The organism is Rhodococcus sp. 2H158 (assembly GCF_053764755.1).
In genome coordinates this window covers 228,900-252,370 of sequence record NZ_JBSNCE010000001.1, presented here as the reverse complement: position 1 = coordinate 252,370, position 23,471 = coordinate 228,900, and the positions used below count along the sequence as shown (strand labels likewise).

The 23,471-nt window shown below is 70.2% G+C and carries 26 protein-coding genes; 15 read left to right on the top strand and 11 right to left on the bottom strand.

What is annotated here, in order from left to right; translation table 11 throughout:
- Positions 1 to 2 precede the first annotated feature (2 nt).
- From ACWPOB_RS01165 to ACWPOB_RS01150, 4 genes are all read left to right on the top strand, one after another.
- Positions 3 to 1,085 carry a carbohydrate ABC transporter permease gene (locus ACWPOB_RS01165; RefSeq protein WP_165039420.1) on the top strand — a complete coding sequence of 361 codons (1,083 nt, stop codon included), beginning with the start codon at positions 3 to 5 and terminating at the stop codon, positions 1,083 to 1,085.
- The gene (locus ACWPOB_RS01160; RefSeq protein WP_100056494.1) at positions 1,082 to 1,933 is read left to right on the top strand and encodes a carbohydrate ABC transporter permease; all 852 of its coding nucleotides are present in this window, start codon (positions 1,082 to 1,084) and stop codon (positions 1,931 to 1,933) included. The genes ACWPOB_RS01165 and ACWPOB_RS01160 overlap by 4 nt, the downstream gene beginning before the upstream one ends.
- Entirely contained in the window at positions 1,930 to 2,127 is a 198-nt protein-coding gene (locus tag ACWPOB_RS01155; protein WP_006932283.1) for a hypothetical protein, read from the top strand. Before ACWPOB_RS01160 ends, ACWPOB_RS01155 begins: the two co-directional genes overlap by 4 nt.
- 109 nt (positions 2,128 to 2,236) lie before the next feature.
- Positions 2,237 to 4,438 carry a transglycosylase domain-containing protein gene (locus ACWPOB_RS01150; RefSeq protein WP_455399628.1) on the top strand — a complete coding sequence of 734 codons (2,202 nt, stop codon included), beginning with the start codon at positions 2,237 to 2,239 and terminating at the stop codon, positions 4,436 to 4,438.
- On the opposite strand, the gene ACWPOB_RS01145 is transcribed toward ACWPOB_RS01150, so the two are convergent.
- A complete protein-coding gene (locus ACWPOB_RS01145) occupies positions 4,341 to 5,045 on the bottom strand; it encodes a TetR/AcrR family transcriptional regulator (protein WP_455399627.1) in 705 nt (234 codons plus the stop codon). The genes ACWPOB_RS01150 and ACWPOB_RS01145 overlap by 98 nt on opposite strands.
- Positions 5,046 to 5,161: 116 nt before the next feature.
- Between ACWPOB_RS01145 and ACWPOB_RS01140 the strand changes: the two genes are divergently transcribed.
- Positions 5,162 to 5,881: a methyltransferase domain-containing protein gene (locus ACWPOB_RS01140; protein ID WP_455399626.1), complete on the top strand. Its 720-nt coding sequence runs from the start codon at positions 5,162 to 5,164 to the stop codon at positions 5,879 to 5,881.
- Here ACWPOB_RS01140 and ACWPOB_RS01135 read toward each other — a convergent pair.
- Entirely contained in the window at positions 5,859 to 6,422 is a 564-nt protein-coding gene (locus ACWPOB_RS01135; protein WP_455399625.1) for a TetR/AcrR family transcriptional regulator, read from the bottom strand. The two genes, ACWPOB_RS01140 and ACWPOB_RS01135, sit on opposite strands and share 23 nt — an antisense overlap.
- 82 nt (positions 6,423 to 6,504) lie before the next feature.
- On the opposite strand from ACWPOB_RS01135, the gene ACWPOB_RS01130 reads away from it, so the two are divergent.
- Genes ACWPOB_RS01130 through ACWPOB_RS01120 form a run of 3 tightly spaced genes read left to right on the top strand, consistent with a single transcriptional unit; the run spans position 6,505 to position 9,571 of the window.
- Entirely contained in the window at positions 6,505 to 7,755 is a 1,251-nt protein-coding gene (locus ACWPOB_RS01130) for an acyl-CoA dehydrogenase family protein (RefSeq protein WP_455399624.1), read from the top strand.
- Positions 7,752 to 8,822: a phosphotransferase family protein gene (locus tag ACWPOB_RS01125; RefSeq protein WP_455399623.1), complete on the top strand. Its 1,071-nt coding sequence runs from the start codon at positions 7,752 to 7,754 to the stop codon at positions 8,820 to 8,822. Before ACWPOB_RS01130 ends, ACWPOB_RS01125 begins: the two co-directional genes overlap by 4 nt.
- Complete coding sequence (locus tag ACWPOB_RS01120; RefSeq protein WP_455399622.1) at positions 8,819 to 9,571, top strand: SDR family oxidoreductase; 753 nt, start codon at positions 8,819 to 8,821, stop codon at positions 9,569 to 9,571. The genes ACWPOB_RS01125 and ACWPOB_RS01120 overlap by 4 nt, the downstream gene beginning before the upstream one ends.
- Positions 9,572 to 9,666: 95 nt before the next feature.
- Here the strand turns inward: ACWPOB_RS01120 and ACWPOB_RS01115 are convergent, their stop codons facing one another.
- The 5 genes from ACWPOB_RS01115 to ACWPOB_RS01095 all read right to left on the bottom strand — a co-directional run bounded on the left by ACWPOB_RS01115 (position 9,667) and on the right by ACWPOB_RS01095 (position 13,655).
- Entirely contained in the window at positions 9,667 to 10,755 is a 1,089-nt protein-coding gene (locus ACWPOB_RS01115; protein WP_455399621.1) for an inositol-3-phosphate synthase, read from the bottom strand.
- Positions 10,748 to 11,305, bottom strand: coding sequence for a PadR family transcriptional regulator (locus ACWPOB_RS01110; RefSeq protein WP_100056501.1), 558 nt, complete (start codon positions 11,303 to 11,305; stop codon positions 10,748 to 10,750). The genes ACWPOB_RS01115 and ACWPOB_RS01110 overlap by 8 nt, the downstream gene beginning before the upstream one ends.
- A gap of 120 nt (positions 11,306 to 11,425) precedes the next feature.
- On the bottom strand, positions 11,426 to 11,977 hold the full coding sequence (locus tag ACWPOB_RS01105; protein ID WP_455399620.1) for a hypothetical protein: 552 nt from the start codon (positions 11,975 to 11,977) through the stop codon (positions 11,426 to 11,428).
- A complete protein-coding gene (locus tag ACWPOB_RS01100) occupies positions 11,974 to 12,801 on the bottom strand; it encodes a DUF1707 SHOCT-like domain-containing protein (RefSeq protein WP_455399619.1) in 828 nt (275 codons plus the stop codon). Before ACWPOB_RS01100 ends, ACWPOB_RS01105 begins: the two co-directional genes overlap by 4 nt.
- Positions 12,802 to 12,824: 23 nt before the next feature.
- The gene (locus ACWPOB_RS01095) at positions 12,825 to 13,655 is read right to left on the bottom strand and encodes a DUF1707 SHOCT-like domain-containing protein (RefSeq protein WP_455399618.1); all 831 of its coding nucleotides are present in this window, start codon (positions 13,653 to 13,655) and stop codon (positions 12,825 to 12,827) included.
- A gap of 94 nt (positions 13,656 to 13,749) precedes the next feature.
- Between ACWPOB_RS01095 and ACWPOB_RS01090 the strand changes: the two genes are divergently transcribed.
- The 3 genes from ACWPOB_RS01090 to ACWPOB_RS01080 all read left to right on the top strand — a co-directional run bounded on the left by ACWPOB_RS01090 (position 13,750) and on the right by ACWPOB_RS01080 (position 18,597).
- Positions 13,750 to 14,172: a DUF5318 domain-containing protein gene (locus ACWPOB_RS01090; RefSeq protein ID WP_048771266.1), complete on the top strand. Its 423-nt coding sequence runs from the start codon at positions 13,750 to 13,752 to the stop codon at positions 14,170 to 14,172.
- 318 nt (positions 14,173 to 14,490) lie between these two features.
- Positions 14,491 to 17,010, top strand: a complete 2,520-nt coding sequence (locus ACWPOB_RS01085; protein ID WP_455399617.1) for a transglycosylase domain-containing protein — start codon at positions 14,491 to 14,493, stop codon at positions 17,008 to 17,010.
- A gap of 9 nt (positions 17,011 to 17,019) precedes the next feature.
- Positions 17,020 to 18,597 (top strand): glycosyltransferase family 87 protein, encoded by a 1,578-nt coding sequence (locus tag ACWPOB_RS01080; RefSeq protein WP_455399616.1) that lies wholly within the window; start codon positions 17,020 to 17,022, stop codon positions 18,595 to 18,597.
- Positions 18,598 to 18,696: 99 nt separating this feature from the next.
- On the opposite strand, the gene ACWPOB_RS01075 is transcribed toward ACWPOB_RS01080, so the two are convergent.
- The 4 genes from ACWPOB_RS01075 to ACWPOB_RS01060 form a co-directional block, all read right to left on the bottom strand.
- The gene (locus ACWPOB_RS01075) at positions 18,697 to 19,110 is read right to left on the bottom strand and encodes a DUF2752 domain-containing protein (RefSeq protein ID WP_100057960.1); all 414 of its coding nucleotides are present in this window, start codon (positions 19,108 to 19,110) and stop codon (positions 18,697 to 18,699) included.
- Positions 19,111 to 19,121: 11 nt separating this feature from the next.
- A complete protein-coding gene (locus tag ACWPOB_RS01070; protein WP_006932305.1) occupies positions 19,122 to 19,472 on the bottom strand; it encodes a CD225/dispanin family protein in 351 nt (116 codons plus the stop codon).
- 76 nt (positions 19,473 to 19,548) lie between these two features.
- Complete coding sequence (locus tag ACWPOB_RS01065) at positions 19,549 to 20,148, bottom strand: GNAT family N-acetyltransferase (protein ID WP_100057958.1); 600 nt, start codon at positions 20,146 to 20,148, stop codon at positions 19,549 to 19,551.
- Complete coding sequence (locus ACWPOB_RS01060) at positions 20,145 to 21,488, bottom strand: glycosyltransferase 87 family protein (RefSeq protein WP_455399615.1); 1,344 nt, start codon at positions 21,486 to 21,488, stop codon at positions 20,145 to 20,147. Before ACWPOB_RS01060 ends, ACWPOB_RS01065 begins: the two co-directional genes overlap by 4 nt.
- 130 nt (positions 21,489 to 21,618) lie before the next feature.
- On the opposite strand from ACWPOB_RS01060, the gene rpsF reads away from it, so the two are divergent.
- The 4 genes from rpsF to rplI all read left to right on the top strand — a co-directional run bounded on the left by rpsF (position 21,619) and on the right by rplI (position 23,241).
- A complete protein-coding gene (gene rpsF / locus ACWPOB_RS01055) occupies positions 21,619 to 21,906 on the top strand; it encodes a 30S ribosomal protein S6 (RefSeq protein WP_003938619.1) in 288 nt (95 codons plus the stop codon).
- 64 nt (positions 21,907 to 21,970) lie between these two features.
- Positions 21,971 to 22,480, top strand: coding sequence for a single-stranded DNA-binding protein (locus tag ACWPOB_RS01050; protein ID WP_006932313.1), 510 nt, complete (start codon positions 21,971 to 21,973; stop codon positions 22,478 to 22,480).
- Between the two features lie 43 nt (positions 22,481 to 22,523).
- Complete coding sequence (gene rpsR, locus ACWPOB_RS01045; protein WP_003938621.1) at positions 22,524 to 22,766, top strand: 30S ribosomal protein S18; 243 nt, start codon at positions 22,524 to 22,526, stop codon at positions 22,764 to 22,766.
- 19 nt (positions 22,767 to 22,785) lie between these two features.
- Positions 22,786 to 23,241: a 50S ribosomal protein L9 gene (gene rplI / locus ACWPOB_RS01040; protein ID WP_029546704.1), complete on the top strand. Its 456-nt coding sequence runs from the start codon at positions 22,786 to 22,788 to the stop codon at positions 23,239 to 23,241.
- The last annotated feature ends 230 nt before the right edge of the window (positions 23,242 to 23,471 follow it).

Here is a 23,471-nt window from a genome sequence, read left to right as displayed (position 1 = left end):
ACATGGCGAAGCCGCAGGTCGAGCCCGCGGACCAGTCGCCCACCACCACGGTCGGGACCGCAGTGATCGGTCCCGACCGTGGCCGTGGAGGCGGCCGGCACCGGGCTCCCGAGCCCCCCGAGCCGCCGGCCGCGGCAGCGAAGGCGCGCCGGCGGATACCCGTGTGGGCGTTCGTCGCGCCGACACTGGTCGTGCTGGCCGTCGTCATCCTGTATCCGCTCGGCCGGGCGGTGTGGATGTCGTTCCACGGCGACGCGAAGAAGCTCGATCCCGAGACGGGCCGGTTCGTCACCGGCGGCTTCGTCGGAGTCGAGAACTACGTCCGCTGGATCACGCAGAGCTGCGGCACCGCGACGGGCTCGATCCCGTGCCCGCCGGGCACCCTCGGCTCGCAGTTCTGGGGTTCGGTGGGCAACACCTTCTTCTTCACCGTGGTGACGGTGGCGCTCGAGACGGTCATCGGGTTCGCGATGGCGCTGGTGATGGCGAAGTCGTTCCGCGGTCGTGGCCTGCTGCGCGCGTCGGTGCTGGTGCCGTGGGCGATCCCCACCGCGGTCACCGCGAAGCTGTGGTTCTTCATCTTCGCCAACGACGGCATTGCCAACCAGATCCTCGGCACCGAGATCCTGTGGACGGCCGACCCGTGGCCCGCGCGGTTCGCGATCATCGTCGCCGACGTGTGGAAGACCGCGCCGTTCATGGCGCTGCTCATCCTGGCCGGGCTGCAGATGATCCCGTCGGACGTGTACGAGGCCGCCAAGGTCGACGGCGCGTCCGCCTGGCAGCGGTTCACCCAGATCACGCTGCCGCTGGTGAAGCCGGCGCTCATGGTCGCGATCCTGTTCCGCACGATGGACGCGCTGCGCATGTACGACCTGCCCGCCATCATGATGGGCTCCAACCCGGCCACCTCCACCATCTCGGTGCTGGTGGTCGACCAGATGCGCCAGGGCGCGAACTCCGCGTCGGCCCTGTCGACGATCACGTTCCTCATCATCTTCGCGGTGGCGTTCGTCCTGGTCCGGTTCCTCGGCGCCAACGCGGTGCGCACGCAGGAAGAACAGCGGAAGGGGACCCCGGCATGAGCCGACCGGGCACCGGCAAGGCCCTGCGCGGCAGCATCGGCACCTACGCCGGCGTCGCACTCATCGTCGTGTGGGGCCTGGCCCCGTGCTACTGGATGATCGTCACCGCGCTGCGCGACCCGGCGGACACCTTCAGCACCACGCCGTGGCCGACGAATCCGACGCTGCAGAACTTCGCGGATGCCCTGGACCCGTCCGCGAAGGTCAACTTCTCCCGGGCACTGTTCAACAGCGTGATCATCGCCGGGGCCACCACCGCGATCGCGCTGCTGGTCGGTGTCTTCACCGCCTACGCGCTGTCCCGGTTCGACTTCCGCGGCAAGTACTTCGTCACCGGCATCATCCTCGGCGCGTCGATGTTCCCCGTCGTCGCGCTGGTGACGCCGCTGTTCCAGCTGTTCACCGACATCGGCTGGATCGGCAGCTACAAGGCCCTGATCATCCCGAACATCTCGTTCGTGCTGCCGCTGACGATCTACACGCTGACCTCGTTCTTCTCCGAGCTGCCCTGGGAGCTCGAGGAGGCCGCCCGCATGGACGGCGCCAGCCGGGGTCAGGCGTTCCGGATGATCATGCTGCCGCTCGCGGCGCCGGCGCTGTTCACCACCGCGATCCTCGCGTTCATCGCGACCGTCAACGAGTTCCTGCTCATGTCGCAGCTGTCGAGCGAGAAGACCGCCCCGGTGACGGTGGCGATGGCCCGGTTCACCGGGACCGACCCGTATGTGACGCCGTATGCGTCGATCATGGCGGGCGGCACCCTGGTGATGGTGCCGCTGGTGGTGATGGTGCTGATCTTCCAGCGTCGCATCATCGCGGGCCTGACCGCCGGCGGCGTCAAGTCGTGAGCCGCCGGCCGTCGCGCCGGCAGCGGCTCGAGCTGCTGCTCGGGTTCCTGACCATGGTCACGCTGCTGGCGCTGGTCGGTGCGGTCGCCGAGCTGCTGTCCGCCTCGCCCGGGGTGGTCCCGTCGCTGGTCCTGCTCGGGTGCGTGGCGGCGTGGGGGCTGACGTTCCGGGCCTGGCGGCGCGCGGGATCCTGAGGGTGCCGTATAGCCGCAGCTCGGAGGCGGTTTTTCCGCCGGGGCGCGCGGTCCGGGCGGTGTCCGCGCGGCCTGCGGTACCCGTCACATCGGGACGGAACTCCGTACCATGCGATCGAGAGGGTGCGATCATTCGTCGGACCCGGATCTTTCCGAGAAAGTGGTACGTGTGAGTTCTACGACCCCGTCGAACCCCCAGCACAGGAAACCCACCGCCGCTGCGAAAGCGCGGCGGTGGCGCATCGTCGGCAACGTCGCGCTCGCCGTGGTGGCCGTTCTGGTGCTCGTGCCGGCGCTCGCGTTCGCGGTGGCGTACATGTCGACGGACGTGCCCCGCCCGTCGGACATGAGGACCAACCAGGTCGCGACGGTCTACGCCGCGGACGGTACCACCGAGCTGAGCCGGATCGTGCCACCCGAGGGCAACCGTGTCGAGGTCGACCTCGCGGAGATCCCCGAGCACGTGCGCAACGCCGTGCTCTCGGCCGAGGACCGCAACTTCTACAGCAACCCGGGCTTCTCGGTGAGCGGCTTCGCCCGCGCGGCCCGCGACAACGTGCTCGGCAAGGAAACCGCCGGCGGCGGGTCCACCATCACCCAGCAGTACGTCAAGAACGTGCTCGTCGGCGCCGACCGGACCGTCACCCGCAAGATGCGGGAGCTGGTGATCTCGACGAAGATGGCCAGGCAGTGGTCCAAGGACGAGATCCTGCAGGCGTACCTGAACACCATCTACTTCGGCCGCGGCGCCTACGGCATCGCCGCCGCCGCGCAGGCGTACTTCGGCAAGCCGGTCGGGGAGCTGTCGGTGGCCGAGGGCGCTGTGCTCGCCGGGGTGATCCAGACACCGTCGGCGCTCGACCCCGAGTTCAACCGGCCGGCGATCGAGGCGCGCTGGAACTACGTCCTCGACGGCATGGTCGAGATGGGCGAGCTCGACACCGCCGAGCGCGACGCCCGGGAGTTCCCCCCGACGGTGCCGGCCGCGCAGGCGACGCAGGCCAACGAGGCCGGCGGGCCGGAGGGACTGCTGCGCACCCAGGTGATCCGCGAGCTCGAGGCGGCGGGCATCAGCGGCCAGGTACTCAGCACCGAGGGCCTGCAGATCACGACGACGATCGATCCGCGGGCGCAGCAGGCGGCGATCGACTCGGCTCGCGAGACCCTCGAGGGCGAACCGGCGAACCTGCGCACGGCCGTCGTGTCGATCGATCCGCGCACCGGCGCGGTCCGGGCGTACTACGGCGGCGAGGAGGGTGCCGGGTTCGACTTCGCGCAGGCACCCGTGCAGACCGGCTCGGCGTTCAAGGTGTTCGGCCTCGTCGCGGCGCTGAAGGACGGCATCGGCCTGAACGCCCGGTTCAGCAGCGCTCCGCTGACCGTCGGCAATCTCGAGATCGGCAACGTCGAGGGCGAGTCGTGCGGCGTGTGCACCATCGCCGAGGCGCTGAAGCGGTCGCTGAACACCAGCTTCTACCGGCTGATGCTGGCCATGGAGGACGGGCCGCAGAAGATCGCCGACGCCGCCCACGAGGCCGGCATCCCGCTCGAGATCCCCGGCATCGAGGGCCCCACACTCAGCCACAACGGCGGCGCGCCGGAGGGTGGCATCGTGCTGGGCCAGTACCAGTCGCGGGTGATCGACATGGCGTCGGCGTACGCCACGCTCGCCGCGTCGGGGACCTACCACCAGCCGTACTTCGTGCAGCGGGTCGTCAACGCGGAGGGCGAGGTGCTGCTGGACCGGCCCGCGTCCCCGGGCGAGCAGCGCCTCGACCCGGCCGTCGCGGACAACGTCACGCAGGCGATGCAGCCGATCGCGGCGTACTCGCGCGGACACGCGCTCGCGGGCGGGCGGCCGTCGGCGGCGAAGACCGGGACCACCCAGCTTGGTGACACCGGCCTGAACAAGGACGCCTGGATGGTCGGGTACACCCCGTCGCTGGCGACCGCGGTGTGGGTCGGCACGCCGGACGGCACCGCGATCACGAACAGCTGGGGCGGGTCGATCTACGGTTCGATGCTGCCGTCGGACATCTGGAAGGGCACGATGGACGGCGCCCTCGAGGGCACCGAGGTCGAGAGCTTCCCGTGGCCCGAGCCGATCGGCGGGCAGGCGGGCGTGCCCGTCGACACCGGGGTGACGGCCCCGTCGAACAACGCCCCGGCGCCCGTGCAGCTGCCCCAGCTGCAGCTGCCGGAGCTGCCGCCGATCACGATCCCGGCGCCGCCGGTGGAGCTGCCGCCGGAGATCCAGGTGCCGCAGCAGATCGAGGTCCTGCCGGGCGTGACGATCCAGATCCCCGGATAGGTGGTGGCGCCGCCGTGGGGGTGAGCGGCACCGCCGCCGGCCCCTCGGGTCGGACCGGCCCGGGGTCCGAGAGACGCCACGGCCGCGCCGCGGCCTCGAACGTGGCGAACGCCTGCGCGGCCGTCAGCTCGCCCGCGGCGACAGGACCGAACAGGCCGACGATCCCCCACGCGAGGAACCGCACCGCCGGATCGCACTCCGTCTCCTCCGCCTCGCGCTGTTCGCGCAGGTGGCCGGCGAGGACCTCGTGGACCATGTGGGCGGTGGCGCGCACGAGCACGGCGTCGCTGCGCCGGCCGGCCAGCGCCTCGTACAACCGCGGGTGCTGCTCGCACAGGTCGAACACGGTGCGCACCGGTCCCCACGGCGTCTGCCGTCCCCGAGCGCGTTCCTCGACGGCTCGCTGCACGTATTCGGTGCAGCTGACCACCAGCAGGTCGTCCTTGTCGCGGAAGTGGTGGTAGAACGTGGAGCGGCCGACGTCGGCGCGATCGAGGATGTCGCGGACGGAGACGCGGTCGTATCCCTTTTCGGTGAGCAACTCGATCAGCGCTCGGTGCAGTTCGTTGCGGGTCCGTCGGACGCGGCGGTCCTCGGTGGGCGGCACGGGTTCTCCTGCGGTCGTCGGCGTTACCGCACATTGTGCGCCCGAGTGTCCGGAACCGGACACTTTCCGGTGTTTCGCTCCTGGCGTCGCGCGGCGACCGTCGTAACCATGGAGCCATGAGACACAACGACTTCCAGCGACAGTCCACCGTCCACGACGACGGACCGGGGGTGCTGATCACCCGGGTCCGTGGTTACGCCGCCTTCAACACGATCTTCTTCGCCGGTCGGCGGTCGCGGGTCGACGCCGCGGCGGCGGACCTGCTCGGCCTCCAGCGTGGGCAGGCGGTTCTCGACATCGGTTGCGGACCGGGGGCATTCGCTCGCGTTCTGGCCGAGCGGGTCGGTCCCACGGGGCACGTGGTGGGGGTGGACCCGTCGCGGCAGATGATCGACCACGCGACCGCACGGGCGCGAAGGCTGCCCCACTGCGAGTTCCGCGTCGGTACGGCGCAGGAGCTCGACGACCCCGACGAGTCGTTCGATGCGGTGACCGCGACGTTCTCGATGCACCACATCCCCGAAGGCCGGCGCGACGACGCGCTGACCCAGTTCTTCCGGGTGCTCCGTCCGGGCGGCCGGTTGCTGCTCGCCGACATGTACCCCACCGACCGGATCCGCCCGATCGCGGTGCGGGTCCTGACCCGTGCGATGCGCCACCGTCACGACGAGGCCGGCACCTCGGACGTCGCCCGGGCGGTCGACCCGATCGCCGCCGTCGACGTCCGCAACTACGCCGGCGCACTGCGGAGGGCCGGATTCGACGAGCCGGCCTTCCACGAGATCCGGCCGTCGACCGGCTGCCTGGTGGCGGTCAGACCCGGCCCTCGCGGATGAGCCGGACGGCATGGTCGACGACGTCGTCGACCGACACGGACGGCTCGGCGGTCCGGTCGATCGAGAGCGATTCGACCATCGCCCACCAGCCCCGCAACCGCATGATCGTCCATGCGTCGCCCTCGGTGCCGAGCGCTGTCAGGGTCCGTTCGACCATCGTGCCCCGCATGGCCTCGCGGATCTCCCGGATCTGTGGGTCGGCGCCGAAGCCGCCGTGGAACAGCGCCTGATAGTTCTGCCCGTGCCGGTCGATGAACGACACGAAGGCATACACGACGGCGCGCAACGGATCGGTGTCGTCGGGATCCGGGACCGCGGCCCGCAGCAGGCGCCGCGCGGCCGCGGCCACGACGGCGACGTAGAAGTCCTGTTTGGTGGGGAAGTAGCGGAACAGCAGACCCCGGGAGATCCCGGCGATCTCGGCGACCCGGTCGACGGACAACGCATGGATGGGCCGGGCGGCCAGTTCCTGCAGGCCGATGGCGACGAGCTGGCGCTTGCGTTCCTCCGGAGGCAGGCGCCGCCGCTTCTCGGTGCTCACGGATGGGCCCTCCCTCTTGATGGTGTGCTGCGCGCCCGGCTAGTCTAACTAAGCATTGCTCAGTTAGAGCCACGGAGGCCTCATGGATTTCGGTCAATCGGAACGCTCGCGCGAGTATCTCGAGCGGCTGCGCAGCTTCGTCGCCACCGAGGTGGTGCCCGTGGAGGAGAGGCTGCGCCGGGAGCGGGTCACCCCCTTCGCGGCGCGCGGCGACAGCTCGGGTGCCGCGACGTGGTCGGTGCCCGACGAGTTCCGCGAACTGCAGCGCAAGGCCCGCGCCCAGGGCCTGTGGAACCTCTTCCTCCCCGATTCCGAACTCGGTGCGGGCCTGTCGAACGTCGAATACGCCCCCCTGGCGGAGGAGATGGGCCGCTCCCCGTTCCGGTCGTCGATCTTCAACTGCGACGCCCCGGACACCGGCAACATGGAGGTGCTCTACCACTACGGCAGCCCTGAACAGAAGGAACGCTGGCTGCGTCCCCTCCTCGACGGCGAGATCCGCTCGGCGTTCTGCATGACCGAGCCCGGGGTCGCCTCGTCGGACGCGACGAACATGGCGGCCACCGCCGTCGTCGAGGGTGACGAGGTGGTGCTCAACGGAAGCAAGTGGTGGAGCACGGGCATCGGCAGCCCCGACTGCAAGATCCTCATCTTCATGGGCCTCACCGACCCGCAGGCACCCAAGCACCAGCAGCACTCGATGGTGCTGGTGCCGATCGACACCCCCGGGGTGAAGGTCGAGCGGATGCTGTCCGCCATGGGCTTCTACGACGAGCCCGGCGGCCACGGCGAGGTGTCGTTCACCGACGTGCGCCTGCCGCTCGACGCGATCATCGCCGGCCCCGGCCGCGGATTCGAGATCGCCCAGGGCCGCCTCGGTCCCGGCCGCGTCCACCACTGCATGCGGCTGATCGGGCTCGCCGAGCACGCCCTCGAACTCGCCTGCCGCCGGGGCCTCGACCGCGTCGCGTTCGGCAAGCCCCTGGTCAACCTCGGCGGCAACCGCGAGCGCATCGCCGACGCCCGCATCGCGATCAATCAGCTGCGGCTGCTCGTGCTGCACACCGCCTGGCTGCTCGACACCCAGGGCCTGTCCGGCGCGCGTTCCGCCGTCTCCGAGATCAAGGTCGCCACCCCGCGCGTGGTGCAGCAGGTGATCGACTTCGCCATCCAGATCCATGGCGGCGCAGGTCTTTCGGACGACTTCCCGCTCGCCGGTGCCTGGACGGCCGCGCGGGCGCTGCGCCTGGCCGACGGCCCCGACGAGGTACACCAGGGCATGGTGGCCCGCTTCGAACTCGGCAAGTACAACAACCCGGAGGGGCGCAAGTGACGATTCCCGACAACGCCCGTGCCGTCCGCGACGAGGACGCTTTCGACGTCGCGGCCGTCGCGGCCTGGCTCGGCGAGCACGCCGGCATCGCCGGAACCCCCGAGGTCCACCAGTTCTCCGGTGGCGCTTCGAATCTCACCTATCTGTTGCGCTATCCCGACCGGGATCTCGTACTGCGCCGGCCGCCGGTGGGGGCCAAGCCGTCCTCCGGTCACGACATGGTCCGCGAGTACCGCATCCAGTCGCTGCTCGCGCCCGCCTACCGGTACGTGCCGCGCATGGTCGGCCTGTGCACCGACCACAGCGTGCTCGGCAGCGACTTCTACGTGATGGAGCGGGTACCGGGGACCATCCTGCGGGCGAACCCGCCGGCCGAGCTCGACCTGACACCCGAGCGCACCCGCACGCTGTGCCTGCGGATCGTCGACCTGCTCGTCGAACTGCACGGCGTCGACCCCGCGTCCACGGGGCTGAGCGAATTCAGTCGCGGCTCCGGGTACGTCGCGCGCCAGGTCGCGGGATGGACCGCGCGCTACGAGAAGGCGCGCACCGAGAACGTTCCGGACTTCGCGCGGGTCACCAAGTGGCTGGACGAGACCCAGCCCGCCGACGTGGCGTCGGCGGTCATCCACGGGGACTTCCGGCTCGACAACGTGGTGCTCGACGAGAACGACCCGCTGCAGCCCGTCGCGGTGCTGGACTGGGAACTGGCCACCGTCGGCGATCCGCTCATGGACCTCGGCTCGTCCCTCGCCTACTGGGTGCAGGCGGACGACGATCCGATGCTGGTCGCCACCAAGCGGCAGCCGTCGGACCTGCCGGGCATGCTCACCCGCCGCGAGATCGTCGACTACTACTCGCAGAAGACCGGCCTCGCCGTGGACAACTGGGGCTTCTACGAGGTCTTCGGGCTCTTCCGGCTCGCGGTGATCGCCCAGCAGATCTACTACCGCTACCACCACGGGCAGACCACCAACCCGGCGTTCAAGGACTTCTGGGTGATCGTCGGCTACCTGGACTCGCGGTGCAACACGCTGATCGACGAGATCGACGGGGGACGCGCATGAGCACGCGGAGGAACATCCTGATCACCGGCGCGAGCTCCGGCCTCGGCGCCGGGATGGCCCGCGAATTCGCCGCGCGGGGCCGCAACCTCGCCCTCGCGGCGCGACGGATCGAGCGGCTCGAGGAGTTGCGCGACGAACTGCTCGCGAAGCACCCGGGCATCACCGTCGCGGTGCGGCGGCTCGACGTGGACCGGCACGAGGACGTGTTCACGGTTTTCCGGGAGTTCGACGAGGAACTCGGCGGCCTCGACCGGGTGATCGTCAACGCGGGCCTGGGCAAGGGACAGCCGCTGGGCACGGGCTACTTCCGCGCCAATGCGCAGACGGCGAACACCAATTTCCTGGGCGCGCTGGCGCAGAGCGAGGCCGCCCTCGAGCTCATGCGCCCCCGCAACGCCGGTCACGTGGTGCTGATCTCGTCGGTGAGTGCGGTGCGCGGGATGCCGCGCAATCTCACGACGTACGCGGCGTCGAAGGCCGCCGTCGCGGCGCTCGGCGAGGGCATGCGTGCGGACCTGGCCCGCACGGGCATCCGGGTGAGCACGATCTTCCCGGGGTTCATCCGCTCGGAGATCAACGAGAAGGTCGAGAACGTGCCGTTCATCGTCGACACCGAGACCGGGTGCCGCGCGCTGGCGGCCGCGATCGAGAAGGAACCGCACAAGGCGTACGTCCCGAACTGGCCGTGGACGCCGCTCGCCTATGCGATGAAGGTGCTGCCGCTGTCCGTCGTCAGCCGGATGGTGTGAGTTCCCGCCCCGACGCGAAGTGGCCGAATGTCACATTCCTTCAGTTGGATCGAAGGAATGTGACATTCGGCCACAGAGGCGGTGGAAGCCGCGGATCAGGCGTCGGCGCCGATGATGAAGGCCTCGAGCTCGGCGCGAGCCTTGTCGTCGGCCATCTGGACCGGCGGGGACTTCATCAGGTAGGCGGAGGCCGGCAGCACGGGGCCACCGATGCCGCGGTCCTTGGCGATCTTCGCGGCGCGGAGGGCGTCGATGATGATGCCGGCCGAGTTGGGCGAGTCCCACACCTCGAGCTTGTACTCGAGGTTCAGCGGCACGTCGCCGAAGGCGCGGCCCTCGAGGCGGACGTACGCCCACTTGCGGTCGTCGAGCCAGCCGACGTGGTCGGACGGGCCGATGTGGACGTCGTTGGCGCCCATCTCCTTCTTGAGGTTGGAGGTGACGGCCTGGGTCTTGGAGATCTTCTTCGACTCGAGGCGCTCGCGCTCGAGCATGTTCTTGAAGTCCATGTTGCCGCCGACGTTGAGCTGCATGGTGCGGTCGAGCTGCACGCCGCGGTCCTCGAACAGCTTCGCCATCACGCGGTGGGTGATGGTGGCGCCGACCTGCGACTTGATGTCGTCGCCGACGATCGGGACGCCGGCCTCGGTGAACTTGGCGGCCCACTCCGGGTCGGAGGCGATGAACACGGGCAGCGCGTTGACGAAGGCGACGCCGGCGTCGATGCAGCACTGGGCGTAGAACTTGTCGGCCTCTTCGGAACCGACGGGCAGGTAGGACACGAGCACGTCGACCTTCGCGTCCTTCAGCGCCTGCACGACGTCCACAGGCTGGGCCTCGGAGAGCTCGATGGTCTCGGCGTAGTACTTGCCGATGCCGTCGAGGGTGTGGCCGCGCTGGACGGTGACGCCGCTCGGCGGCACGTCGGCGATCTTGATGGTGTTGTTCTCGCTGGCGAAGATCGCCTCGGAGAGGTCGAAGCCGACCTTCTTCGCGTCCACGTCGAACGCGGCGACGAACTGGACGTCGCGCACGTGGTACCGGCCGAACTCGACATGCATCAGGCCCGGAACGGTGGTGCCCGGCTCCGCGTCCTTGTAGTACTCGACGCCCTGGACCAGGGACGAGGCACAGTTCCCCACGCCTACAATGGCCACGCGCACCGAGGTGCTGTTCTCACCCATGGTCGGGTTCTCCTTCTGTGTTGCGTTGTGCTGTCGACTGCTCGGCGGCGATCAATTCGTTGAGCCAGCGGACCTCGCGCTCGCTGGACTCGAGTCCGAGCTGATGAAGCTGACGGGTGTAGCGGTCCAAGGTGCCGCTCGCCCGCCCGATTGCGTCGCGGAGCCCTTCTCTGCGCTCCTCGACCTGGCGGCGCCTGCCCTCGAGGATCCGCATCCGCGCCTCGGCGGGGGTGCGGCTGAAGAAGGCGAGGTGCACGCCGAAACCGTCGTCGGTGTAGTTCTGCGGCCCGGTGTCGGCCACCAGCTCGGAGAAGCGCTGACGGCCCTCCGGGGTGAGCTGGTACACGCGACGGGCTCGTCGCTTGACGGTGCCGGGTGCTCCCGAGTCCTCCTCGATGAGTCCGTCGGCCTGCATACGTCGCAGCGTCGGATAGAGGGAACCGTAGGAAAAGGCGCGGAACGCGCCGAGCAGTCCGGTCAGTCGTTTGCGGAGCTCGTAGCCGTGCATGGGCGACTCGAGGAGCAGCCCGAGGATTGCCAGCTCGAGCAAAGGGCCTCCTCCACCGTGTCGATGAACTTATCCGAGTGATGCGATTGTCGATTATATCGCACCGATATATAGGACGATACTGGAGCGGAGTGCATGTAACAACGAGTAGCGGTAAATCGGTCAGGGTTCGTACGGGAACACCGCGATCGGCGTGCCGTCGAACGCGAAGACGAGATGCCCGCCCTGATCGGTGCCGGGACGCTGCGCGTGGACCGCGACCGTGGCCCGGCCCTCGTCGTCGACGTCGAAGCCGACCTGCTCCACCCGGCCGTCGGGCACCCGCAGCGTCGCGGGGGCACCGAGGATCATCTCCGACACCGCGACCAGGTCCAGGCCCGCCAGATCGAAGGCCACCGCATCCGACGGCCGGGTACTCGGACTGCTCCACGAGTCGAACCCGCCGTCGAAGGTGTACGAGAGGTACCGGTGCGGATCGCCGGCCACCGCCCGGTCGAACGACGCATGCGCCGGGAACAGGGTCAGGTCGTCGACCAGCGTGTCGCCGAACTCGGCCCGATAGTCCTCGACGAACCGGGCCAGCCCCTGCGGCGACGTCAGGTCCGGCAGCGGCTCCGGCCCGTCCGCCGCGTTCCCGACGAGCCCCGCCAGCGCGCCCGTCACGGCCCCCACCGCGACGGTCGTCGCCGCGATCACCACACGCCGGGTCCTCACCGGGTCCCCCGGTTCTCGAACCGATGCAGTTCGATCAGTTCGCCCTGCGGCGTTACCTCGAGGAATCCGGTCTCGCCCGCCGCGTTGCTCACGAAGATGCGCACCGACGGCTGGTCGTACGAGAAGCCGACGGAGATGTGGCCGACCGTGCCGTCCGGCACGCCGACGCTCTGCGGCGCCCCCGCGACGTAGCGGGCGATCTCGTCGACATCCAGCGTCGCCAGGTCGGCCACCGGGGTGTCCACGGCGCGGGTCCGGGGCGCATCGTCCGGGTCGAAACCGCCGCGGTAGGTGTACGACACCATGCGGTCCGGGACGTCGGGAACGGAGCGGGTGATGCTCGCGTGCTGCTCGAAGAAGTCCACCTTGTCGACGAGCGTGTCCCCGAACGACGCCAGGTGGTCGGCCCGGTACTGCTCGAGGCCCGCCCGGGTCACCAGGCTCGGCGTCGGCACCACGACCGGCCGCAGCGCCGCCGGATCGAGGTACAGCGCCTGCTGCGCCTCGGCGGGTGGCGGGTCCGCGCGCACCCAGCGGAACGTCGCCACCCCCGCCACCATCGCCGCCGCCACCACGGCCCCGGCGAACACCCGGGGACCCCAGGCACGGACCCGTGCCGCCGCGGCGGCGCCCGGGCTCGCCTGCAGGTCGGCGACCAGTTCGTCGAGCTCGCCGAGCGTGTCGGCCGCGCCGGCACGCGCATCCCGGACCTCGTGCTCGGCGCCCGAGAGCTGGCCGTCCGCATACGCCGCGTCGAGGCGCGCCCGGACCGCAGCCCGATCGGCGTCGCGTGCCCTGGTGGAAGGCGAATGACGGCCGATCATGCGGGAGATCGTAACGACGCAGCTCAGAACACGCGCAGCACGGTGCCGTCGAACAGAATCCTTACGTACCGCGTGCCGTCGCCGGACTCGACGTAGATGTTCACCGCCGGGGTGCCGTCGTGGGCGAACGACACGTGCGAGACCGCGCCGTCGGGCAGGCCGACCAGCGCGGGTGCCTCGGCGATCCGGGCGGTCACGGCCCCCGCGTCGACCGCGCCGAGGTCGAAGTCCTGGTAGCCGGGGAAGCGCTGCACCGTCACCGGTTGGGCCCGCAGCGCCCCACCCGCGTAGGTGTACGTCGCGATCCGGCCCGGCTCGTCCGGTAGCGCCCGTTCGATGTGGGCCCGCTCCGGACGAAGGACCAGCCGGTACACGACCGTGTCGCCGAAGCGGTCCCGCACCGACGCGAGAACCGCCTCGAACCCGCCGGGCTCGAGCGGCCGGACCGGGGTCACCACGATCGGGTCGACACCGTCGTCTGGGACCGCCACCGGCGCGGCGGGCTGCTCCCGCACCGCCGCGGGTCCCGCCGCCGGGCCGTCCCGATCCGACAGCATCACCGCCGCGCCGGCGACCGCAGCCGCCACCGCGATCGTCACGGCGACGGCCCTGCGCAGACCGGGCCGTCGGCCCGGCGGCGGCGCCGCCAAGTCCCCGGGATCCTCCGGTGGCTGCAGGTCGCGGACCAGGTCCGCGAGCTCGCCCAGCGTCTTTGCGGACATCGCCCGGGCCGTCCGATCCCGGTGCTCCCCGAAATCGAGCTGGCCGTCGGTGTAGGCGGTGTCGAGACGGCCGCAGACCAGTGCCCGGTCGATGTCGCGTGCCCGCGTTCGCGGCGTGTGTCGGCTCACCACCCGGGCAGCCTAGAACGCCCGATATGGGCGCGTCGCGCAGTCGCGCGCCCCACACCCTGCCCACCCACGTGCCGTCCGCACGTACTCTGGACCCGTGCGGATACAGCGGCAGGTGGTGGACTACGCGCTGCAGCGCAGGTCGCTGCTCGCCCAGGTCTACTCCGGGCGGACCGGCGTCTCAGAGGTGTGCGACGCCAGCCCCTACCTGCTCCGCGCCGCCAAGTTCCACGGTCGGGGCAGTGACGTGGTCTGCCCGATCTGCCGCAAGGAGCAGCTGACACTCGTGTCGTGGGTGTTCGGCGACAAGCTCGGCCCGGTGTCCGGGTCGGCCCGCACCGCGGAGGAACTGGTCCGCCTGGCCGCCAGCCAGGAGGAGTTCTCCGTCCACGTGGTCGAGGTGTGCCGCACGTGCAGCTGGAACCACCTTGTCCAGTCCTATGTCCTGGGGGCGGAACCCGCGCCCAAGCGGCCCCGCCGCAGGTCGACCGGCCAGAGCCGCCGCACCGCGAGCGAGTGAGCCGTGCGCGACCCCTGCTGAACCGCCCCGTCCCCGGTGACCCCGTCCCCTGTGACACTGCACTGCCCGAAGAACACTGCACTGCCCGAACGCGCGCTGCCCGACGAGACCGAAGTCTGCAGACGTGAAACGAGGACGCGTGCCACCGCGTCCGCGCTACCGGTTGGAGATGAGTACGTGAGTTCCCCCCACAACGATCCGCAGGGCGAACGGCCGAGGCCGCCGCACGGGAACGGACCGGCAGGTCCCCCGCCGCCGCGGCGACCGGGACCCGTGGGGGGACCCCCGCCCGGACGCGCACCCGGGGGTGTGCCGCCCATGGATCGGCGGACGCCGCCGCCGGGACGCCCCTATCCGCCGCAGCCGCGCCCCCAGCAGGGTGGGCCGCAGCCGTACCCGCCGCAGCAGTTCGCCGCGGGGAACCCACAAGCGCCGCGACCGCAGCAGCCGCCGCAGGACCGCACCCGGCAACTGCCGCCCCAGAACCGGCCCCCGGTGCCGAACCAGAACCGTCAGCAGCCGCCACGCCCGCCGGCCGGCGGTCCGCCCGGGCGGCCCCCCACGCCTCCGCCCACCGCGCGCGGTGGTGGCGACGAGCCGCCCCGCGGTGGTGGTGAGCCCAAGTCGACGCGCTGGCGCACCGTGCGGCGCGTCGGCTACGTGGCCGTGGCGCTGGCTCTGGTACTGCCCATCCTCGCGTTCATGCTGGCCTACGTCGTCCAGGAGGTCCCGCGACCCGGTGACCTGAAGACCAACCAGGTGGCCACCGTCTACGCGGCCGACGGCTCGACCGTCATCACCAAGGTGGTGCCGCCCGAAGGCAACCGCACCGAGGTGGGGCTCGACGAGATTCCCGAGCACGTCCGCAACGCCGTGCTCGCCGCCGAGGACCGCGACTTCTACAGCAATCCGGGATTCTCGGTCAGCGGCTTCGCCCGCGCGGCCCGCGACAACATCCTCGGCCGGGAGAGCGCCGGCGGTGGTTCGACCATCACCCAGCAGTACGTGAAGACGGCGCTGGTCGGCTCCGAGCGCACCCTCACCCGCAAGATGAAGGAACTCGTCCTCGCGTCCAAGATGGCCAACCAGTGGTCCAAGGACGACATCCTCGCCGCCTACCTGAACACCATCTACTTCGGGCGCGGTGCGTACGGCATCGCCGCCGCCTCCACGGCGTACTTCGGCAAGCCGGTCGGCGAGCTCAGCGTCGAGGAGGGCGCGGTGCTCGCCTCCTCCATCCAGCTGCCGTCGCTGCTGGACCCGGAGACCAACCCCGAGGGCGCCCAGGCGCGCTGGAACTACGTCCTCGACGGGATGGTGTCCGCCGGCACCCTGAACGCGGCCGACCGGGCGTCGATGCAGTACCCGCGGTACGTGCCGCTGGCCGAGGTCGACAACGGCGGCCAGAGCAACGGGCCGGAGGGCCTGCTGCGCAACCAGGTGCTCCGGGAGCTCTCCGAGGAGGGTATCGACGAGACCCTGCTCAACACCGAGGGGCTCCAGATCACCACCACGATCGACCCGCAGGCGCAGGAGGCTGCGCTCGACGCCGTCCGCACGAACATGGAGGGCGAGCCGGAGGAACTGCGCACCGCCGTCGTGTCCGTCGATCCGCGCAGCGGCGCCGTCCGCGCCTACTACGGCGGCGACAACGGGGGCGGCTTCGACTTCGCCCAGTCCGGTCTGCAGACCGGATCGTCGTTCAAGGTGTTCGGCCTGGCCGCCAACCTCGACCAGGGCAACCCGTTGTCCGCCATGTACGACAGCGGCCCGCTCACCGTCAACGGCATCTCGATCGGCAACGTCGAAGGCGAGAACTGCGGCACCTGCACCATCGCCGAGGCACTGAAGCGGTCGCTCAACACCAGCTTCTACCGGATGATGCTCGAGATGGACAACGGCCCGCAGGCCATCGCCGACATGGCGCACCAGCTCGGCATCCCCCAGGAGATCCCCGGTGTCGGCGAGACCCTCACCGAGCCGGGCGGCGTCGGCCCCAACTACGGCATCGTGCTCGGGCAGTACCAGTCCCGCGTGATCGACATGGCGTCGGCGTATGCGACGCTCGCCGCGTCCGGCACCTACCACGAGCCCTACTTCGTGCAGAAGGTCGTCACCGCCGACGGCACGGTGCTGCTCGACCGCGGCACCCCGGCCGGGGAGCAGCGGGTCGACGAGGCCGTCGCCGACAACACCACCGCGGCGATGATGCCGATCGCCGCGTACTCCAACGGGCACGCCCTCGCCGGCGGCCGCCCGTCCGCCTCCAAGACCGGCACCGCCCAGCTCGGCGACACCGGCTCGAACAAGGACGCCTGGATGGTCGGCTACACGCCGTCGCTGTCCACGGCCGTGTGGGTCGGCACCGAACAGGGCCTGCCCCTGGAGAACAGCTGGGGCGGCATGATCTACGGCTCCGGCCTGCCGTCGGACATCTGGAAGGACACGATGGACGGCGCCCTCGACGGCACCGACGTCGAGAAGTTCCCGACGCCCGAACCGATCGCCGGACAGGCCGGCGTGCCGGCGTACTCCGCGCCGGCGCCGCCGAAGACCACGACGCCGACTCCCACGACGACCGAGCGGACGACGCCGGAGCTGCCCACGCCGCCGGAGATCACGACCCGCAACGTCGAGATCCTCCCGGGCGTGACCATCCCCATGCCGGGGGTGGCGCCGCAGACCACCACGCAGCGGGTGCCCACGCCGACTCCCACCACGGAGGAGGACACGCCGGGCTTCGGGACACAGGACGACTCGACCGGCACCGGCGCAGACCAGCAGTCCGGCAACAGCCGGTTCCAGGAGGACCCCGTCGGCGCCACACCCGGCGGGTAGCCTCGCGGGGTGACCGAGAAGAGAGAGCTCGCGTCGCCGGGTCCGCTCGCCCCCGACCGCCGATCCGCGGACTGGCGCGACGCACCCGGATGGACCGACCCGACGGTGTCGCGCCTGTCCACCGTCATCGGCGGTCCCGTCGGGCGGTACGCCCTGCTCGGACGCGCTCGCTTCTTCACGCCGCTGCGCGCGATGCTGCTCCTCGCGGTGGTGTTCCTCGCCCTCGGCTGGTTCACCAAGGCCGCCTGCATCCAGCAGGGACCGGTCGGCGAGGGCGGCGCACTCGGACTGGACTGGAGCGACAACCGGCAGTACGTCGCCATGTGCTACTCCGACGTCGTGCCGCTCTACGGCGCCGAACGCCTGAGTACCGGCGCCTTCCCGTACAAGACGTCGTGGGAGGAGCCCGGCCCGGACGGGCAGACCCAGGTCCGGTACATGGAGTATCCGGTCCTCGCCGGCCTCTACCAGTACGTTTCGATGCGGGCCGCGAAGGCCTGGGACGCCACGTCGTGGCTTCCGGGCGGCCTGCAGGTGGCGATCTACTTCGACATCGTCGCCGTCGGTCTCGCCATGGCCTGGCTGGCCACCGTGTGGGCCACCGCCCTCTCCGCCGGCCGTCGCATCTGGGACGCGGCGCTCGTCGCCGCCTCGCCGCTGGTCGTCGTGCACGCCTTCACCAACTTCGACGCCCTCGCCACCGCCTTCGCGGCCGGCGGGTTGCTGGCCTGGGCGCGGCGACGGCCGGTGCTCGCCGGGGTGCTGCTCGGACTCGGTGCCGCCACCAAGCTGTATCCGCTGCTGCTGTTCGGCCCGCTGCTGCTGCTGTGCCTGCGCACCGGGAAGCTGCGGGCACTCGGGCAGGCGGCGGGTGCCGCGGCCGTCGCGTGGCTCGTGGTGAACCTGCCGATCATGGTCCTCTACCCGCGCGGCTGGGCCGAGTTCTTCCGGCTCAACACCGACCGCGGCGCGGACCCCGATTCGATCTACAACGTCGTGCGGTCGCTGACCGGCTGGTCCGGCTGGGACACCTCCACGCTGAACTCGGTGTCGCTGCTGCTGTTCGCCGTGGCCTGCGCCGGCATCGCGTGGCTCGCGTGGACGGCTCCGCGCCGCCCCCGCCTCGCCCAGCTGTGCTTCCTCGTGGTTGCCGCGTTCCTGCTCACCAACAAGGTGTGGAGCCCCCAGTACTCGCTGTGGCTGGTGCCGCTCGCCGTGCTGGCCCTGCCGCACCGGCGGATCCTGCTGGCGTGGATGACGATCGACGCCCTCGTCTGGGTGCCGCGCATGTACTTCTATCTCGGCGCCGAGAACAAGGGCCTGCCCGAGCAGTGGTTCACGACCACCGTCCTGCTGCGCGACCTCGCGGTCGTGGCGCTGTGCGCGCTCGTCGTCCGGCAGATTCTCCGGCCGGCCGAAGATCTCGTGCGCTACGGCTTCGTAGACGACCCCGTGGGTGGCGTGCTCGACCACGCCCCCGACGCTCCCCCGCGCCGGCTCCCGGGCCGTCTCCGGCCCGGCATCCGGCGGACATCACCTCCCGAATCGGCCGAGCGGCAGACACCCGCGACGAGCACCGTCCCGTAGCCCCGGCCCGAGCCGCGCGCGACGGGTGCTGACTGCGCGCGTAAAAACTTGCGCGGGAAGAATTTTCGCGCGCAAGTGCTCGTCCGCGACAAGCGCCGTCTACACGCGGAGCGCGTTGAAGGGCGCGACGGGGAGGTTACGGACGACGAACCAGCCCAGCACGACCCACAGCACGAGCTGCGGCGCCCACCGCCACTGGTACCACTGGGCGATCCGGTGGCCACGGACCCGGCCGGCCGTCCACACGGCGAAGGACCACCCCAGGAGAAGCACGGCGAGCACCCCGAGGGCGTTGTACCGCAGGGCGGCCGGAACATCGAGATGCAGCAGCGAATACAGCATCCGCGACGAACCGCACCCGGGGCACCAGATGCCGAACAGGACGCGGGTCGGGCACGGCGGGATCGGGCCGCCCGGCGTCGTCGGGTCGGCCCACGCGACGGCCGCGCACACGCACGCCGACACGGCCGCCACCCCGACGGGTGCGGCGAGCCGGGCGGCGAGCGTGTGCACGACCGGATGCCTCAGTAGCTCGACGACGAGACCGCCGCGGCGAGGACGACGATGTAGAAGACGACGATCACCACCCACACCGCCACGCTCGCCACCACCGACCAGATCGCCCACTTCTTCGCGTCGTCGGCCGCCCGGCGTGCGGCATCGAACTGGCCCTGCGCCCACAGGGAGTTGACCTGGCTCGCCTTGATGATCGAGACGACGCCGAGCGGCAGGCAGCACAGGATCGTCGTGAGAATCCCCCACACCAGGTTGTTCTCGGGCGGCGGCCCGAACTGCGGCCCGGGGTAGTACCCGTATCCGCCCGGCGGGGGATAACCGCCCGGATTGTTCGGCGGGTACTGCGGATAGTCGCTCATCGTCGTCCTCGATCACCCCATCGGGATCCCAGCCTGTTCCGGGGTCCCCCCGCGCGGAAGGGTAGACCAGCCGCAGTCACCTGGCGAGGCGGTCGGCCACCCGCGCCTCGAGACCCACCCGGGCGGCCGGCCAGTCGTCGTCGGTCATCGCGAACAGCGCGGTGGTGCGCCAGCTGCCGTCGCGGCGCCGCCGATGCTTGCGCAGCAAGCCCTCGAACCCGGCTCCGAGCCGGGTGATCGCCGCGCGCGACTGCGCGTTGTGTTCGTCGGTGTGCCACTCCACGCGGACCGCGCCGAGATCGTCGAAGGCGCGGCGCAGCAACAGCAGTTTCGACTCGGGATTGGCGGCGCCGCCGTGCCCCGCGCGCGAGAGCCACGTGTGCCCGACCGCCAGCGTCCGGTGCCGGGGATCGATCAGGTAGTACGACGTGGTGCCGACGACGGCGCCAACGGACTTGTCGACGACCGCGTACGGCAGGCGGTCCGGATCGTCGAGCGCGGTACGGACGAACGCATTCGCGTCGTCGCGTGTACGGATGTCGGCGGACGTCCACCGGAAGATCGCGTCGGCATCGTCGACGGCCGCGAGCAGGGCGGGCGCGTGTCCCGCGGCCAGCGGTTCGAGGCGAATCCGCGTGCCGTCGAGCGCCGGCTGCTCGTACCAGGACGTGCTCATCCGGGTTTTCCGCTCATCGCCGGCATCCGGGGCCGCTCCTCGTCGGGTGGGGTCGGGTCGGGCCGGCGCAGCGGTGCGCCGGCGAACACGAAGAACAGTACGACGAGCAGCACGGCCCGGCCCCACACCCCGACGAGGGTGAGCAGCAGCGGGATCGTGGTGTCGCTCCGGGTCATGGTCGCGTCGAACCAGAGGAACACCCCGATGCCGATCGCGAGGTCCACGGTGAGGTACGAGACGATCAGCGGCCACCGCACCCGCAGCAGCACCAGGAACGGCAGCAACCACAGGGTGTACTGCGGCGAATGCACCTTGTGCAGCAGCAGGAATCCGCACAGCATCGCGGCGCCGACCGCCACCCACGGATAGCTGCCGTCGCGACGGTACCGCCGCCACCCCAGCCACAGCGCCAGCGCGAAGGCGGCGCAGATCAGCAACGGCGAGACGACGGAGACGATGTCGTTGTACTCGGCCGTGACCTCGGTGTCCTGGTAGCCGCCGACGAGGGGCCGCAGCCCCCAGTACCAGATCGAATTGCTCGTGGCGTCGGCCGCGCGGTTGCCCTGGAACTCGAACGATGCGCGCCACCCCGGATACCCGAGCAGCGCGAACGGCAGGTTCACGGCGATCACCGTCGCCGCCGCCGCGGCGCCCACCGCCACCGCGCCCCGCACGTCCCGCCGCGGCCCGGGCTCGTCACCGCCGGTGAGGACGTACGCGATCAGCGGCAGCACGAAGATGCCGGGATACACCTTGAGGCAGAACCCGACGGCGAGCAGGACGGCGGCGATCACCGCGCGGGTGCGCAGCGGCCAGCGGCGCACCCCGAGCACGGCGACGGCCCCGACGGTGGTCGCGACGACGGGCAGGTCCCAGTTCAGGAACGCGTACATCACGAGGGGTGGCGTGGCCGACCAGAGCAGCGCGGCCCACCCGGCCAGCCGGCCGAGATACCAGGCGACGAGCAGGCCGAACGGTGCCAGCAGCAGCGCGGAGTGCAGGAGGAACTCGGCGTCGGTGTCGGCGCGCAGGGCCCCCACCCACATGAGGATGCCGCTGAGCACCGGGTACTCGACGGTGCCGCCGGTGAGCACGCCGTCGCGGGTGATGCCGCCGTCGAGGAACGGGAACAGGTGCAGGTTGATGCCGCGACCGATCCACAATTGCTGGATGTCGGAGTAGCAGACCGTGGCGTCCTTGACCGCGTCGAAACGCACGCTGCGGCCCTGCGGGTCGAACGGCGGTGCGGCGCAGCGGGCCTTGTTCAGGTAGCCGAGCCACATGGCGAGCGCGCACGTCACGACGGCGACGAGCGCGGGCGTCCGGGAACTCGTGCGCATGTTCTTCACCCTAGGCGAATTTCGCTGGTCAAGGGCGCATCGTGTAGCCTGCATGGGTTGCTGACGCAACGACCCTCCTGTCACGGACCGTCCGTGACCGCCCATAGTCCATAGGAGGTGATGAGGTCTTATGCGTCATTACGAACTGATGGTCATTCTCGACCCCAGCCTGGACGAGCGCACTGTCGCCCCGTCGCTGGATACGTTCCTCAACGTCGTTCGCCAGGACGGCGGCAAGATCGACAAGGTCGACGTGTGGGGTAAGCGTCGTCTCGCGTACGAGATCGCCAAGCACAGCGAAGGCATCTACGCGGTGATCGACATCAGCGCTACGCCCGCCACGGTTGCGGAGCTGGATCGCCAGCTCGGCCTGAACGAGTCGGTGCTCCGCACCAAGGTTCTGCGCCACGGCAAGTGAGTCTGTCGGCGTCCGGCCGTAGGCTCGGGCGCATCAGGACTCCACACACAGCAGGAGGAACCACATGGCAGGCGACACCGTCATCACCGTCATCGGCAATCTGACGGCTGATCCCGAGCTGCGTTTCACCCCGGCGGGAGCTGCGGTCGCGAACTTCACCGTCGCGTCGACGCCCCGCATCTTCGACCGTCAGTCCAACGAGTGGAAAGACGGCGAGGCGCTGTTCCTGCGCTGCAACATCTGGCGCGAGGCGGCGGAGAACGTGGCCGAGAGCTTGACCCGGGGCTCGCGCGTGATCGTGCAGGGCCGCCTCAAGCAGCGCAGCTACGAGACGCGTGAAGGCGAGAAGCGCACTGTCGTGGAGCTCGAGGTCGACGAGATCGGCCCCTCGCTCCGCTACGCGACGGCCAAGGTCAACAAGGCCAGCCGTGGCGGTGGCGGGGGCGGCTTCGGTGGTTCCTCCGGAGGATCGGGTGGGGCTCGTGCCAGCGCGAGCACCGGCGGGGACGACCCGTGGGGCAGCGCGCCGGCGGCGGCGGGCTCCTTCGGCGGGGACGACGAACCCCCGTTCTGATCCGACCTTCGATCGGAACATTCGGAAAGTACGGAGAAAGACCATGCCTAAGGCGCCCGCGCGCGAAAAGGTTTTGAAGAAGAAGGTCTGCACCTTCTGCAAGGAAAAGAACGTGCAGATCGACTACAAGGACACGACGCTGCTGCGTAAGTACGTCAGCGATCGCGGCAAGATCCGCGCTCGCCGTGTCACGGGCAACTGCGTGCAGCACCAGCGCGACGTTGCCATCGCTGTGAAGAACTCGCGTGAGGTGGCCCTGCTTCCTTACGTCTCGACGGCTCGCTAAGGAAAGGGAGGGACACACGATGAAGCTCATTCTCACCGCTGACGTGGACAACCTCGGTGCGCCTGGCGACACCGTCGAGGTCAAGGACGGCTACGGCCGCAACTACCTGCTGCCCCGCGGCCTGGCGATCGTCGCCACCCGTGGTGCCCAGAAGCAGGTCGAGGGCATCCGCCGCGCCCAGGAGGCTCGTGCGGTGCGCGGCCTCGATCATGCCAAGGAGCTCAAGGCCGCCATCGAGGGCCTCGAGAACGTCTCCCTGGCCGTGAAGACCGCCGGGGACTCGGGCAAGCTGTTCGGCTCGGTCACCGCGGCCGACGTTGCCGGCGCCGTCAAGGCCGCCGGTGGCCCGGTCGTCGACAAGCGCATCATCGAGCTGCCCAAGGCGCACATCAAGTCGACCGGCAAGCACACGGTCGTCGTGAAGCTGCACCCGGACGTGACCGCGAAGTTCGACCTGAACGTCGTGGCTGCCTGATTCCGGCTCTCGAAGAGCCCTGCACACGGTGTGTGCAGGGCTCTTCGTCGTCTTTCCACAGGGGCTGTGGATAACCCCACAGGGGTACCGGTAGGTTTGTGATCCGCGGCACGGCATTCCGGGGCCGGGAGGGCGGAACACGCCCGGAAACACATCCGTGGCGACACGCCGAATCGATTGTTCTCCACACCTGTGAAAGTCGATTTTCGCGGTCTGAACAGCATCGATAT